This is a genomic window from Brevundimonas huaxiensis (assembly GCF_014218725.1).
Taxonomy (GTDB): Bacteria; Pseudomonadota; Alphaproteobacteria; order Caulobacterales; family Caulobacteraceae; genus Brevundimonas; species Brevundimonas huaxiensis.
On the sequence record NZ_JABBJE010000015.1, the window covers coordinates 1 to 11,927 of the forward strand.

The window sequence follows — 11,927 nt, forward strand, 5'->3', positions numbered from 1 at the left end:
CTGCTCTTCCGTGAATCTCGCTCGTTTCATTCCGTCCGTCCTTTCAAGGGCCGGACTCTAGCTCCGCGTGGAGGAAATTCTCAGGGGCACGTCAGCTCAAAGCGTGGCCGTCAATGGGGCAGCAACTTGGCGCTGTTCACAGCCTATCGGTTGATCAATGTCCGTTTGAGCGCAGGCTGTCGCGAATGTTCGGACGCGCCGTTGATGTGGTGTCCCGCAATGCCGTCAATCCCGACTTCTTACCGGACGAGGACAAGAGTACGCCGCAGCTCGATCTTTTGGCTCGTGTCGAACGAGAGCTACCGGTGCGGCTCGACCAAGAGCGCACCGATATGGTTGTTTGCCATGGTGATCCCTGCATGCCGAACTTCATGGTGGACCCTAAAACTCTTCAATGCACGGGTCTGATCGACCTTGGGCGGCTCGGAACAGCAGATCGCTATGCCGATTTGGCACTCATGATTGCTAACGCCGAAGAGAACTGGGCAGCGCCAGATGAAGCAGAGCGCGCCTTCGCTGTCCTATTCAATGTATTGGGGATCGAAGCCCCCGACCGCGAACGCCTTGCCTTCTATCTGCGATTGGACCCTCTGACTTGGGGTTGATGTTCATGCCGCCTGTTTTTCCTGCTCATTGGCACGTTTCGCAACCTGTTCTCATTGCGGACACCTTTTCCAGCCTCGTTTGGAAAGTTTCATTGCCAGACGGGACTCCTGCAATCGTCAAGGGATTGAAACCTATAGAAGACATTGCTGATGAACTGCGCGGGGCCGACTATCTGGTATGGCGCAATGGGAGGGGAGCAGTCCGGTTGCTCGGTCGTGAGAACAATCTGATGTTGCTCGAATATGCCGGGGAGCGAATGCTCTCTCACATCGTTGCCGAGCACGGCGACTACCAGGCGACCGAAATTGCAGCGGAACTAATGGCGAAGCTGTATGCCGCATCTGAGGAACCCCTGCCTTCTGCCCTTCTCCCGATCCGGGATCGCTTTGCAGCTTTGTTTCAGCGGGCGCGCGATGATCAAAACGCAGGTTGTCAAACTGACTACGTCCACGCGGCGATTATAGCCGATCAAATGATGAGCAATGCCTCGGAACTGCGTGGGCTACATGGCGATCTGCATCATGAAAACATCATGTTCTCCAGTCGCGGCTGGCTGGTGATAGATCCCGTCGGTCTGGTCGGTGAAGTGGGCTTTGGCGCCGCCAATATGTTCTACGATCCGGCTGACAGAGACGACCTTTGTCTCGATCCTAGACGCATTGCACAGATGGCGGACGCATTCTCTCGTGCGCTGGACGTCGATCCGCGTCGCCTGCTCGACCAGGCGTACGCTTATGGGTGCCTTTCCGCAGCTTGGAACGCGGATGGAGAAGAGGAGCAACGCGATCTAGCTATCGCGGCCGCGATCAAGCAGGTGCGACAGACGTCATACTAGATATCAAGCGACTTCTCCTATCCCCTGGGAACACATCAATCTTACCGGAGAATATCGTTGGCCAAAGCCTTAGCGTAGGATTTCGCCCTCTCCCGCAAACGACCCCTGTTCTGCGATTTCCTGAATCGCTATCAGGGCTTCCCCAAACTGCAAAAAGTCCTCCGCTTCGCGGGCGCGGCGGGCGATGTCCTGAAAATCTGTAAGGGCATGATATAGGGTTAGATCGTGCATCGGCGTTGCTCCGGTTCTGGTCGCCGTGATTGGCGGCCGTTGTCCCGGAAACGCTGGCGCTAGGCCATGACCACAACCCCTAACACGGTCGCGCTAGCGAGTGGTGCGGGCGGGGGTTGTGGGAAAGGGCGAGCCAGCGACGGACAAAGGACGGACGCCCCGGCGACCCTGCCGCAGCGGGCCGCCTATTCGTCTTCCCGCGCTGCATGGCGGATTTCAAGGATTGCAACGCGGTCGCCCTGCCGGGCGTAACGGATAAGGTAGGGCGGGACTATCGTCAGTTCCCGGCGACCCCGGCTTATCGGCCGCCCCCTGTCGGGCATGGTTTCGAGCGCCATAGCGGCCCGCCTAAGGCGGGCCGCGAACCGCTGGGCGGCCAAGGGGCTAAACTGCGCGATATAGGTGCGGATGGCCCGAAGATCGGCCGCCGCGCCCTGCGTCCAGATTACTTGAACCACGAATCAGGCGCGGGCTTCTCGTCGGGCTGGCCCCATGTGTCCAGCCAAGCGCAAACTTCGGCGTTCGGGATAACCCGGCCCGCCTCGATGTCGGCCATCGCTTCGGCGTAACGCCGGGCGTCGGCTTCGTCGTCCTCGTGGAAGATGGAAGGTTCTGCGGCCATGACGGCGACCCTAGCACAAAAAGAAACGCGCCCCAAAAGGCGCGTTCCGGTCAGCGTTCCCCGAATGGATGCTTGCCCTTCTGTCTCATCAGAAGGTCGATAGCTTCGCCTAGCAGGGCCTGAATGGTCGTCTGATCGTCTAGGGCCATCTGGTGAAGCGTCCGGCGCACGGCCGGACTGTAATAGCCCATGACGGGCTTAAGGCCGTCGCGGGCCTTCTTCTTCTGTCCAGCGGCGGCCGGGCTTTCAGCCGCCGCCGTCTCAATCAGGCGCGGCCCTGCCGCTTCCTTCTTCAAGGCTTGGAATCTGCTCATGCTGCGGCCCTGCCCTTCTTGTTAGCGCGTTGGCGTGTTGGGATGCTAGCAAGCTGGCACACGCAATCCCACAAGGCGGCGACTTCCTCGGCCGCCCGGCTCCCGGCGTCGATCTCCGGCGCTGTCTGGCCGCTGCCTGTCGCGTCCGAATAGGCCGCCCGCTGCGGCAAGATCACCGGGGCGACCTCAAGGCCGAACCCGGTCACAAGCTCGGCCGCATCGGCATACAGGCGGGGCGCGTTCGGCGGCCCGGCTGTGAAGATCACAGCGGCGGGCTTGCCGCTCATCTTCACCAGATCGGCCGTCGTCTGGATGGCGTCTAGGTCGAAGGCGCGAGGGCGACACGGAATCAAGATCAGGTCGGCCGCCCGGCAAGCCGCCGCCGCCATGCTATCCGCATGGGGCGGGGTGTCGATAATCGCCAGTTCCGCGCCAAGCTGCGCGGCCTGTTCCAGCGTCTTAGGCAGAAGGGGCGGGGCGGCGCATGAAATAACCTCGGGGTCTGCGCCGTCGCGCCATTCCCCCCAACGCGAAGCCGTCGCCTGCGGGTCGGTGTCCACGACAAGGGCGACGCGCCCGGCCGCTGTGGCTGCGGCGGCCAGATGCAGGGCTAGCGTGGTTTTCCCGCTGCCGCCCTTCTGGCTGATGATGGCGATTGTATGCATGATGGCTCCCTAGCGTGTTGGGCTGCTAGCACGATAGCACCTAACGCCGATTCGTAAACATGGCTTTAACGATGTCTTAGGCGAACAATGGAAGTATTGGCCGCATGGCATACAACAAAGGGACGCGGCAACCGCGACAATCGCAACAGATATTCGACCCGATCACCCGCGCTTGGCTGGAAAAGGCCGCTAAAGAGCGCGGCGTTACTGTTGAGGTCATCCAGTATATGGCCGTAATCGAATGGCTGCGGGCGCATATCGAGCCGCCGCCCATCGCCAAGGCCGCGCCAACCTCGCTTGATGTGATTGACCCTTGGGCCGCTGAAGCGGCCGAACGGGAAGCCGCCCTAGATGCCCGCTATCAGACATTTCCACCGCTGCCGAAGAAACCGGAAGGCCGATAAATCGGCCATGTATTCGCCGCCCTGCGCCTGCGCTCTGGGGGGCCGCTGCGGGCGACGAATACAGCATAAAAAATCCCCGCCGATGTGGCGGGGTTTTTGTTCTCATGGATGCTTTGCGAACACTCTAAAAAACTTCGCATAATGTGCCTTGTGCGTCGCGCCTAATGCTCGGTAGGGGCGGGAAGCGTCGCCGCGAAATCGTCGGCCGCCGTTTCCAGTTCGCCCCACAGTTCCGCGAAATGGCTTTGCACATCGTGGCTGCGCTCATGCGCCGCCCGACGCGACGCCAGAAGATGCAGGGTTTTCAGGATGCCGAAAAGTTCGGCCTGATCGTCAGCAATATTCATGTTCATGCCGTCCCTCGTTGTTGCTCCTGATTGAAATTGTCCCCCGGCCTTGCGCCGCTGCCTAGTGATTATGTCCGTATGCTAGGGCGTCGGCCCCATCTCTGGCGCTGCGCCGCGCTGGATGATCTGCAAGCTTTCCAGCGTCACCGTATGACGCCCGCCGCTGGCGTTTGTGACGGTCGCCAGTTGACCAAGCACGGATGCCACGACGCCAACCGCGCCCCGTTCTATCCCGGTCTTGATCGCTACAAGGTCGCCCGGTCTGACGCCTGCCGCCTGTCGCGGCTGCATCGGCCGGGCTGCGTTCTCTCCGCCACCTGTTAGCAAGGTGAAAGCTGCGGGCGCTCGTAAGCGGCTGCTGGCTTTCTGCTGGTCTGTAGGCACCGGGGCGACGGTCGCAAGGCCGCCCCGGCCTATCGTTCCCGGTCTCGGTCTAGGCCCATCTTGCCTAGCCGTTCGCGCTGCGCCTTCTGTGCGCTGCGTCGCTGCTCGATCTCGGCCGCCTTACGCGCTACGCGCTCGGCCAGCTCGTCGGATCTCGGTCGAGGATCTGACGCCTTCGGCGTCGCAATCCTCGCCGGAAGATCTTGCGCGGGTTTCAATGCGTCGTAACGGCCGGGCTGTGCCGCGGTGCGTCTGTTCTCGTTCGCTGCGGGCTTCGCCGGCTGCTGTGCCGGCGTCGCCGGCGCCACCGAATCCGGCGGCGCCTGAACCTGTGTTTTAGGTGCTGGCGCCGCACCCGCTTTCTGCGCGTCACGGAACGCGCTGCGCTCGTCCTTCTGCGCGGCGCGAAGGTCTTGCACCTTCTCCCGATACTCGCCCCAGAACGCGCGCTGCGCTGTGTGCTGGTCATGCAGACAATCGCGGCGAAGTTCCGCCGTCTCGATCTCCTGCGCCCGCTTAACTGCGTCCTTCAGTCCTTCAGGCGAAAGCAGTTCACCCCATCGGGCCTTGGCGTCGTCGTGCGTATCGAACGCCTTTAGAAGCTGCTCGCGGTGCTGGTTCACAAACCCATAAATCCCCGCCCGGCTATCAAGCGCCGTCGTCAAGTCGCGGCGCTGTTTCGCCTGCTGACGGCCAAGGGCTGACCATGCGGGCCGCTGCTCGGCGCGTAGCTGCTGCGCGACGCTGCGGGCCTTCTTCTTCGCACCCTCTAGGAAGGCTTCACGCACGGCCTGCTGATCGCTGAACAACGCCGCCCGGTCTTCCATCTGGTCGGCCCGTTCGGCGGCCTTCTGCTGGGTCCATTGGTCATGCGGCAACCATGCCCGCGCTTTGTCGCTGCGGGCCTTCTGGCCCTGCTGCTGGTCGGCGTATTTCTTCGCTCGATCTAGGCTGACGATGTTGCCGTTTTCGCGCTCGTAGTCGGCCGCCCAACGGTCCAGCTTGCGCCAGTTGTTCGAGAGGTCGGCCGCCTTCCCGGTTTCCGGGTGAACCCGGTTGACCACAATGTGCAAATGCGGGTGCGGCTCATCCGTGTGCTGCACGATTAGTGATTGATGGCCGTCCAACCCTAGCAGCTTCAAAGTCGCGTCGGCCGCCTTCAACATCTGCTCGGGCGTCGGCGTTTCGGTCGGGTGCCAGTTCAGCGAATAATGGAAAACAGGCTGCGCCAGTTTCCGCCCGGCCGCCTTCACCCCAGCCGCCGCCTTAAGCTGCTCGGCCCGCTGCGCGGTCTGCGCCATGATGCGCCACGCCTGCCCGGCGTCGTCTGTCGGAAGATTCCGCGTCTCGATAAAGCCCGCCCGTTCGGCCTGCGCCGGGTCGTCGCGCTTCGGCGTCGTCAGATAGAGCGTCACGCCCTTGAACGAGCGCCCTCGTAAGCTGTAATGCAAGTAGCGTATGCGCTCACGCAACTGGTCCAGAACCTTGACCGAACGCAGCGGTGGTAACGGCGCAGTGGCGGTTTTCATGGCTTGTTATGACTGTTTTTTTGTACAGTCTATGCCTCGGGCATCCAAGCAGCAAGCGCGTTACGCCGTGGGTCGATGTTTGATGTTATGGAGCAGCAACGATGTTACGCAGCAGGGCAGTCGCCCTAAAACAAAGTTAAACATCATGAGGGAAGCGGTGATCGCCGAAGTATCGACTCAACTATCAGAGGTAGTTGGCGTCATCGAGCGCCATCTCGAACCGACGTTGCTGGCCGTACATTTGTACGGCTCCGCAGTGGATGGCGGCCTGAAGCCACACAGTGATATTGATTTGCTGGTTACGGTGACCGTAAGGCTTGATGAAACAACGCGGCGAGCTTTGATCAACGACCTTTTGGAAACTTCGGCTTCCCCTGGAGAGAGCGAGATTCTCCGCGCTGTAGAAGTCACCATTGTTGTGCACGACGACATCATTCCGTGGCGTTATCCAGCTAAGCGCGAACTGCAATTTGGAGAATGGCAGCGCAATGACATTCTTGCAGGTATCTTCGAGCCAGCCACGATCGACATTGATCTGGCTATCTTGCTGACAAAAGCAAGAGAACATAGCGTTGCCTTGGTAGGTCCAGCGGCGGAGGAACTCTTTGATCCGGTTCCTGAACAGGATCTATTTGAGGCGCTAAATGAAACCTTAACGCTATGGAACTCGCCGCCCGACTGGGCTGGCGATGAGCGAAATGTAGTGCTTACGTTGTCCCGCATTTGGTACAGCGCAGTAACCGGCAAAATCGCGCCGAAGGATGTCGCTGCCGACTGGGCAATGGAGCGCCTGCCGGCCCAGTATCAGCCCGTCATACTTGAAGCTAGACAGGCTTATCTTGGACAAGAAGAAGATCGCTTGGCCTCCCGCGCAGATCAGTTGGAAGAATTTGTTCACTACGTGAAAGGCGAGATCACCAAGGTAGTCGGCAAATAATGTCTAACAATTCGTTCAAGCCGACGCCGCTTCGCGGCGCGGCTTAACTCAAGCGTTAGATGCACTAAGCACATAATTGCTCACAGCCAAACTATCAGGTCAAGTCTGCTTTTATTATTTTTAAGCGTGCATAATAAGCCCTACACAAATTGGGAGATATATCATGAAAGGCTGGCTTTTTCTTGTTATCGCAATAGTTGGCGAAGTAATCGCAACATCCGCATTAAAATCTAGCGAGGGCTTTACTAAGCTTGCCCCTTCCGCCGTTGTCATAATCGGTTATGGCATCGCATTTTATTTTCTTTCTCTGGTTCTGAAATCCATCCCTGTCGGTGTTGCTTATGCAGTCTGGTCGGGACTCGGCGTCGTCATAATTACAGCCATTGCCTGGTTGCTTCATGGGCAAAAGCTTGATGCGTGGGGCTTTGTAGGTATGGGGCTCATAATTGCTGCCTTTTTGCTCGCCCGATCCCCATCGTGGAAGTCGCTGCGGAGGCCGACGCCATGGTGACGGTGTTCGGCATTCTGAATCTCACCGAGGACTCCTTCTTCGATGAGAGCCGGCGGCTAGACCCCGCCGGCGCTGTCACCGCGGCGATCGAAATGCTGCGAGTCGGATCAGACGTCGTGGATGTCGGACCGGCCGCCAGCCATCCGGACGCGAGGCCTGTATCGCCGGCCGATGAGATCAGACGTATTGCGCCGCTCTTAGACGCCCTGTCCGATCAGATGCACCGTGTTTCAATCGACAGCTTCCAACCGGAAACCCAGCGCTATGCGCTCAAGCGCGGCGTGGGCTACCTGAACGATATCCAAGGATTTCCTGACCCTGCGCTCTATCCCGATATTGCTGAGGCGGACTGCAGGCTGGTGGTTATGCACTCAGCGCAGCGGGATGGCATCGCCACCCGCACCGGTCACCTTCGACCCGAAGACGCGCTCGACGAGATTGTGCGGTTCTTCGAGGCGCGGGTTTCCGCCTTGCGACGGAGCGGGGTCGCTGCCGACCGGCTCATCCTCGATCCGGGGATGGGATTTTTCTTGAGCCCCGCACCGGAAACATCGCTGCACGTGCTGTCGAACCTTCAAAAGCTGAAGTCGGCGTTGGGGCTTCCGCTATTGGTCTCGGTGTCGCGGAAATCCTTCTTGGGCGCCACCGTTGGCCTTCCTGTAAAGGATCTGGGTCCAGCGAGCCTTGCGGCGGAACTTCACGCGATCGGCAATGGCGCTGACTACGTCCGCACCCACGCGCCTGGAGATCTGCGAAGCGCAATCACCTTCTCGGAAACCCTCGCGAAATTTCGCAGTCGCGACGCCAGAGACCGAGGGTTAGATCATGCCTAGCATTCACCTTCCGGCCGCCCGCTAGCGGACCCTGGTCAGGTTCCGCGAAGGTGGGCGCAGACATGCTGGGCTCGTCAGGATCAAACTGCACTATGAGGCGGCGGTTCATACCGCGCCAGGGGAGCGAATGGACAGCGAGGAGCCTCCGAACGTTCGGGTCGCCTGCTCGGGTGATATCGACGAGGTTGTGCGGCTGATGCACGACGCTGCGGCGTGGATGTCCGCCAAGGGAACGCCCGCCTGGGACGTCGCGCGGATCGACCGGACATTCGCGGAGACCTTCGTCCTGAGATCCGAGCTCCTAGTCGCGAGTTGCAGCGACGGCATCGTCGGCTGTTGCACCTTGTCGGCCGAGGATCCCGAGTTCTGGCCCGACGCCCTCAAGGGGGAGGCCGCATATCTGCACAAGCTCGCGGTGCGACGGACACATGCGGGCCGGGGTGTCAGCTCCGCGCTGATCGAGGCTTGCCGCCATGCCGCGCGAACGCAGGGGTGCGCCAAGCTGCGGCTCGACTGCCACCCGAACCTGCGTGGCCTATACGAGCGGCTCGGATTCACCCACGTCGACACTTTCAATCCCGCCTGGGATCCAACCTTCATCGCAGAACGCCTAGAACTCGAAATCTGGCTCTGTTGCAAAAATCGTGAAGCTTGAGCATGCTTGGCGGAGATTGGACGGACGGAACGATGACGGATTTCAAGTGGCGCCATTTCCAGGGTGATGTGATCCTGTGGGCGGTGCGCTGGTATTGTCGCTATCCGATCAGCTATCGCGACCTTGAGGAAATGCTGGCGGAACGCGGCATTTCGGTCGACCATACGACGATCTATCGCTGGGTCCAGTGCTACGCCCCGGAGATGGAGAAGCGGCTGCGCTGGTTCTGGCGGCGTGGCTTTGATCCGAGCTGGCGCCTGGATGAAACCTACGTCAAGGTGCGGGGCAAGTGGACCTACCTGTACCGGGCAGTCGACAAGCGGGGCGACACGATCGATTTCTACCTGTCGCCGACCCGCAGCGCCAAGGCAGCGAAGCGGTTCCTGGGCAAGGCCCTGCGAGGCCTGAAGCACTGGGAAAAGCCTGCCACGCTCAATACCGACAAAGCGCCGAGCTATGGTGCAGCGATCACCGAATTGAAGCGCGAAGGAAAGCTGGACCGGGAGACGGCCCACCGGCAGGTGAAGTATCTCAATAACGTGATCGAGGCCGATCACGGAAAGCTCAAGATACTGATCAAGCCGGTGCGCGGTTTCAAATCGATCCCCACGGCCTATGCCACGATCAAGGGATTCGAAGTCATGCGAGCCCTGCGCAAAGGACAGGCTCGCCCCTGGTGCCTGCAGCCCGGCATCAGGGGCGAGGTGCGCCTTGTGGAGAGAGCTTTTGGCATTGGGCCCTCGGCGCTGACGGAGGCCATGGGCATGCTCAACCACCATTTCGCAGCAGCCGCCTGATCGGCGCAGAGCGACAGCCTACCTCTGACTGCCGCCAATCTTTGCAACAGAGCCCATTAATGCATGTTCAAGAAGTGCAAGCCGAGCTTCGAAATCATTCGGTCTGATATTAACAAAGCTTTTCAAACCAATGATCGGCAACCTGGAATCTGCCTGAGAAATGGCAGAAAGAGTATCAGGCGAGGCCGATACAGATATCGCTAAAGAAAAATAGGATCCGTCCATGCCGTCAATACGTTTGACGTTAGGTATGACCAGAACGCCGTTCTGAGGCAAGTTCGATAGGTTTAACGTTCCGCCGCCGCTGGCTCGAATTTTGACATGTACATTCGGCGCGAAGCCTACAATTTGATAAGCGAGTTGAACAATCACTTCGTCAACATCGCCGTCCAACTGATAGATCAGATCGCCACCTTTTGCGGATATCCACGATCCCCAATGTTCAGGAGCGCACCAGCCCGAACCCAGCCTTACATCAAGGCCTAAATTATAATCAGCGCTACGAAATGCACCATTAGTAAGCACTTTGGCTCGGGCCGCCATAACGGCGTCGGAAAGCGCATCACCATTTAAATTATGGTCGATTACGGGAACTTTGCGGAACGGATATTCCTTACCAATTTCCAATGTCCGATACAGATTTCGGGTCGGTTCGTTGATGACCTGCGCACAAGCGGCAACAACACGCTCGGCAACCTCTGGCCATGTTGTAGGAATGTAATCGAGAACTGCAGCACAGCTTTTCTCATAAACTGAATCATCGTAAAAATTGGCTTCTATAGCCTTAGCCAATGAATCGACCGACCCAGATTCAAAGTAAACGGCCGCCGGGCCACCAACTTCCGGGATAGACGAACTATCGGAAGCGATCACGACTTTGCCGCGTTCCAGTGACTCGCCAACCGGCAGCCCCCATCCCTCATACATGCTAGGGTAAATCGAAAACTTACATGTCTCATATAGGGTCGACAATTCGCTGTCGGATATGTCCTGAAGTATCTGGATACGACCGTTTAGGAAATCGGTTTCGTAACAGCTGTTGAGGAAATCCTCAGCACGCCATCCGACCCGACCAACACATATCAATTTCGGGCAATCGCCACGCCGGGCCAGGATTTGCGCCAACGCCTTAAATGCCAGGTGATGGTTTTTTCGGCCCTCAATCGTGCTGACAAAAAGAATGAAATCGCCCGACGTGGCCAGCGCTTGTTTGAGCACCGTTCCCTCTGCAGGACGACATATGCCGCCCCCATTACGAGTTACCGTAATGCTGCCAGTATAATCCGAACCTGATTGCGCGATATAACGCAGCAAGTCGTTTTTAGTGGATTGAGAGACGGTTAAAACGGCGTCTGAGTAATTCAGAAATTCACTGATAAACTGCTCAAAAACGAGCGCGGTGCCCTGATCACAGGTTTCTTTCGCAAAGATCGGAATCAGATCGTGAATTAGCCCAACAAACCTCGCGTTATACTGTCGTCGAAAATTGTGCATGTGAAGCGCATAATTCTCTTGGACCCAGGCAGCACCTAGCAAGCAGATCACGCTTTTATTATACTTGGGAACGGTTGCGGGAGGTATGGCCCCATCTCGTGAAAGAACGCCACCGCGCGCAGCCTCTCTGTCATAATTGACGGTGCGGGACTGTACAGGTCGAGCTAAATCTTCGATAACTTCGATCAGATAACCATAGTCGACACCGACGAACGTTCGTGCCTTGTGCGAAAACGACATGAAATGGCATTCTATTGTGTCAGAATAAGGGAGATTTTTAATTATCTCAGCTTGAACCCTCTGGATACCAGTCAGGTTGTCGTGATGACCGATGAAATAAACAAAATCAGATACATCAAAGAAAATATACGACGCGACCATACGTTCCCCCATCGGTTCACACTACCCTTTAAACACGAAAAGTCCAGGCATCGGCACTATCGCCACTTAACCTGTTTAACTTTATTAAAATCATACCGGACTAGTGGATTGATTCCAACATTTGGTGCCGCGCCGACGGCAGTTATAATTTCGTCCGGATCGGCCTTCCAGATAGAGGGCGGGGGCTGGTTATGCTCCTTGATAAAGCGGTTGATGGCGGATTTGGTTGAAAAGGGCGGCTGCTGAGATCACGGCAGTAACGGACGCTGAGGTTTGGTCCCGCCTCAGGCGATCCCCGACACCTCGATCTCGGGACGCCGCGTCGCGCGAGAGCTGACAGCGCTGATCGCTCGGCGGGGCCGTCCCGCCATGATCGTCAGCG

Annotated in this window: 16 protein-coding genes and 2 pseudogenes; 8 read left to right on the top strand and 10 right to left on the bottom strand. The window is 58.4% G+C overall.

The annotated features are described in order from the left end of the window. Nucleotides 1–80 precede the first annotated feature (80 nt). A pseudogene (locus HF680_RS15360) lies at nt 81–605 on the top strand (phosphotransferase); the annotation flags it as partial. Continuing rightward, nucleotides 605–1,441 carry an aminoglycoside O-phosphotransferase APH(6)-Id gene (locus HF680_RS15365; RefSeq protein ID WP_000480968.1) on the top strand — a complete coding sequence of 279 codons (837 nt, stop codon included), beginning with the start codon at nt 605–607 and terminating at the stop codon, nt 1,439–1,441. The pseudogene HF680_RS15360 and the gene HF680_RS15365, both read left to right, overlap by 1 nt. Nucleotides 1,442–1,510: 69 nt before the next feature. On the opposite strand, the gene HF680_RS15370 is transcribed toward HF680_RS15365, so the two are convergent. From HF680_RS15370 to parA, 5 genes are all read right to left on the bottom strand, one after another. Continuing rightward, a complete protein-coding gene (locus HF680_RS15370) occupies nt 1,511–1,672 on the bottom strand; it encodes a hypothetical protein (protein WP_185225675.1) in 162 nt (53 codons plus the stop codon). Nucleotides 1,673–1,857: 185 nt separating this feature from the next. Further along, a complete protein-coding gene (locus tag HF680_RS15375; protein ID WP_185225676.1) occupies nt 1,858–2,130 on the bottom strand; it encodes a type II toxin-antitoxin system RelE/ParE family toxin in 273 nt (90 codons plus the stop codon). Continuing rightward, entirely contained in the window at nt 2,118–2,294 is a 177-nt protein-coding gene (locus HF680_RS15380) for an antitoxin (RefSeq protein WP_185225677.1), read from the bottom strand. The genes HF680_RS15375 and HF680_RS15380 overlap by 13 nt, the downstream gene beginning before the upstream one ends. Nucleotides 2,295–2,344: 50 nt before the next feature. Further along, nucleotides 2,345–2,608, bottom strand: a complete 264-nt coding sequence (locus HF680_RS15385; RefSeq protein WP_185225678.1) for a ribbon-helix-helix domain-containing protein — start codon at nt 2,606–2,608, stop codon at nt 2,345–2,347. Further along, nucleotides 2,605–3,273: a ParA family partition ATPase gene (gene parA, locus HF680_RS15390; RefSeq protein ID WP_185225679.1), complete on the bottom strand. Its 669-nt coding sequence runs from the start codon at nt 3,271–3,273 to the stop codon at nt 2,605–2,607. Before parA ends, HF680_RS15385 begins: the two co-directional genes overlap by 4 nt. 104 nt (nt 3,274–3,377) lie before the next feature. On the opposite strand from parA, the gene HF680_RS15395 reads away from it, so the two are divergent. Next, nucleotides 3,378–3,677: a hypothetical protein gene (locus HF680_RS15395; RefSeq protein ID WP_185225680.1), complete on the top strand. Its 300-nt coding sequence runs from the start codon at nt 3,378–3,380 to the stop codon at nt 3,675–3,677. Between the two features lie 161 nt (nt 3,678–3,838). On the opposite strand, the gene HF680_RS15400 is transcribed toward HF680_RS15395, so the two are convergent. From HF680_RS15400 to HF680_RS15410, 3 genes are all read right to left on the bottom strand, one after another. Then, nucleotides 3,839–4,030 (bottom strand): hypothetical protein, encoded by a 192-nt coding sequence (locus HF680_RS15400; protein WP_185225681.1) that lies wholly within the window; start codon nt 4,028–4,030, stop codon nt 3,839–3,841. Between the two features lie 75 nt (nt 4,031–4,105). Beyond that, nucleotides 4,106–4,231, bottom strand: coding sequence for a hypothetical protein (locus HF680_RS16195; protein ID WP_276568698.1), 126 nt, complete (start codon nt 4,229–4,231; stop codon nt 4,106–4,108). Nucleotides 4,232–4,437: 206 nt separating this feature from the next. Next, a complete protein-coding gene (locus HF680_RS15410) occupies nt 4,438–5,823 on the bottom strand; it encodes a relaxase/mobilization nuclease domain-containing protein (RefSeq protein WP_317134089.1) in 1,386 nt (461 codons plus the stop codon). Between the two features lie 259 nt (nt 5,824–6,082). Between HF680_RS15410 and aadA1 the strand changes: the two genes are divergently transcribed. From aadA1 to HF680_RS15435, 5 genes are all read left to right on the top strand, one after another. Continuing rightward, on the top strand, nt 6,083–6,874 hold the full coding sequence (gene aadA1, locus HF680_RS15415) for an ANT(3'')-Ia family aminoglycoside nucleotidyltransferase AadA1 (protein WP_001206316.1): 792 nt from the start codon (nt 6,083–6,085) through the stop codon (nt 6,872–6,874). A 163-nt stretch (nt 6,875–7,037) separates the two neighbouring features. Next, nucleotides 7,038–7,385: a quaternary ammonium compound efflux SMR transporter QacE delta 1 gene (locus tag HF680_RS15420; protein WP_000679427.1), complete on the top strand. Its 348-nt coding sequence runs from the start codon at nt 7,038–7,040 to the stop codon at nt 7,383–7,385. Beyond that, nucleotides 7,379–8,218, top strand: a complete 840-nt coding sequence (gene sul1 / locus HF680_RS15425; protein ID WP_000259031.1) for a sulfonamide-resistant dihydropteroate synthase Sul1 — start codon at nt 7,379–7,381, stop codon at nt 8,216–8,218. Before HF680_RS15420 ends, sul1 begins: the two co-directional genes overlap by 7 nt. A 127-nt stretch (nt 8,219–8,345) precedes the next feature. Continuing rightward, nucleotides 8,346–8,873 (top strand): GNAT family N-acetyltransferase, encoded by a 528-nt coding sequence (locus tag HF680_RS15430; protein ID WP_185225683.1) that lies wholly within the window; start codon nt 8,346–8,348, stop codon nt 8,871–8,873. A gap of 32 nt (nt 8,874–8,905) precedes the next feature. Beyond that, on the top strand, nt 8,906–9,670 hold the full coding sequence (locus tag HF680_RS15435) for an IS6-like element IS6100 family transposase (RefSeq protein WP_001389365.1): 765 nt from the start codon (nt 8,906–8,908) through the stop codon (nt 9,668–9,670). Nucleotides 9,671–9,688: 18 nt separating this feature from the next. On the opposite strand, the gene HF680_RS15440 is transcribed toward HF680_RS15435, so the two are convergent. Both HF680_RS15440 and HF680_RS16105 read right to left on the bottom strand, forming a co-directional pair. Then, a complete protein-coding gene (locus tag HF680_RS15440; RefSeq protein WP_185225684.1) occupies nt 9,689–11,557 on the bottom strand; it encodes a glycosyltransferase family 4 protein in 1,869 nt (622 codons plus the stop codon). 88 nt (nt 11,558–11,645) lie between these two features. Next, a pseudogene (locus HF680_RS16105) lies at nt 11,646–11,769 on the bottom strand (IS630 family transposase); the annotation flags it as partial. Nucleotides 11,770–11,927 lie beyond the last annotated feature (158 nt).

Bases quoted from the DNA above. Each gene is read 5' to 3' on its own strand.
- HF680_RS15370 (WP_185225675.1), bottom strand. From the start codon at position 1,672: ATGCACGATCTAACCCTATATCATGCCCTTACAGATTTTCAGGACATC.
- HF680_RS15430 (WP_185225683.1), top strand. From the start codon at position 8,346: ATGGACAGCGAGGAGCCTCCGAACGTTCGGGTCGCCTGCTCGGGTGAT.
- HF680_RS15380 (WP_185225677.1), bottom strand. From the start codon at position 2,294: ATGGCCGCAGAACCTTCCATCTTCCACGAGGACGACGAAGCCGACGCC.
- sul1 (WP_000259031.1), top strand. From the start codon at position 7,379: ATGGTGACGGTGTTCGGCATTCTGAATCTCACCGAGGACTCCTTCTTC.
- HF680_RS15440 (WP_185225684.1), bottom strand. From the start codon at position 11,557: ATGGGGGAACGTATGGTCGCGTCGTATATTTTCTTTGATGTATCTGAT.
- HF680_RS15400 (WP_185225681.1), bottom strand. From the start codon at position 4,030: ATGAACATGAATATTGCTGACGATCAGGCCGAACTTTTCGGCATCCTG.
- HF680_RS15420 (WP_000679427.1), top strand. From the start codon at position 7,038: ATGAAAGGCTGGCTTTTTCTTGTTATCGCAATAGTTGGCGAAGTAATC.
- parA (WP_185225679.1), bottom strand. From the start codon at position 3,273: ATGCATACAATCGCCATCATCAGCCAGAAGGGCGGCAGCGGGAAAACC.
- HF680_RS15395 (WP_185225680.1), top strand. From the start codon at position 3,378: ATGGCATACAACAAAGGGACGCGGCAACCGCGACAATCGCAACAGATA.
- HF680_RS15365 (WP_000480968.1), top strand. From the start codon at position 605: ATGTTCATGCCGCCTGTTTTTCCTGCTCATTGGCACGTTTCGCAACCT.
- aadA1 (WP_001206316.1), top strand. From the start codon at position 6,083: ATGAGGGAAGCGGTGATCGCCGAAGTATCGACTCAACTATCAGAGGTA.
- HF680_RS15385 (WP_185225678.1), bottom strand. From the start codon at position 2,608: ATGAGCAGATTCCAAGCCTTGAAGAAGGAAGCGGCAGGGCCGCGCCTG.
- HF680_RS15435 (WP_001389365.1), top strand. From the start codon at position 8,906: ATGACGGATTTCAAGTGGCGCCATTTCCAGGGTGATGTGATCCTGTGG.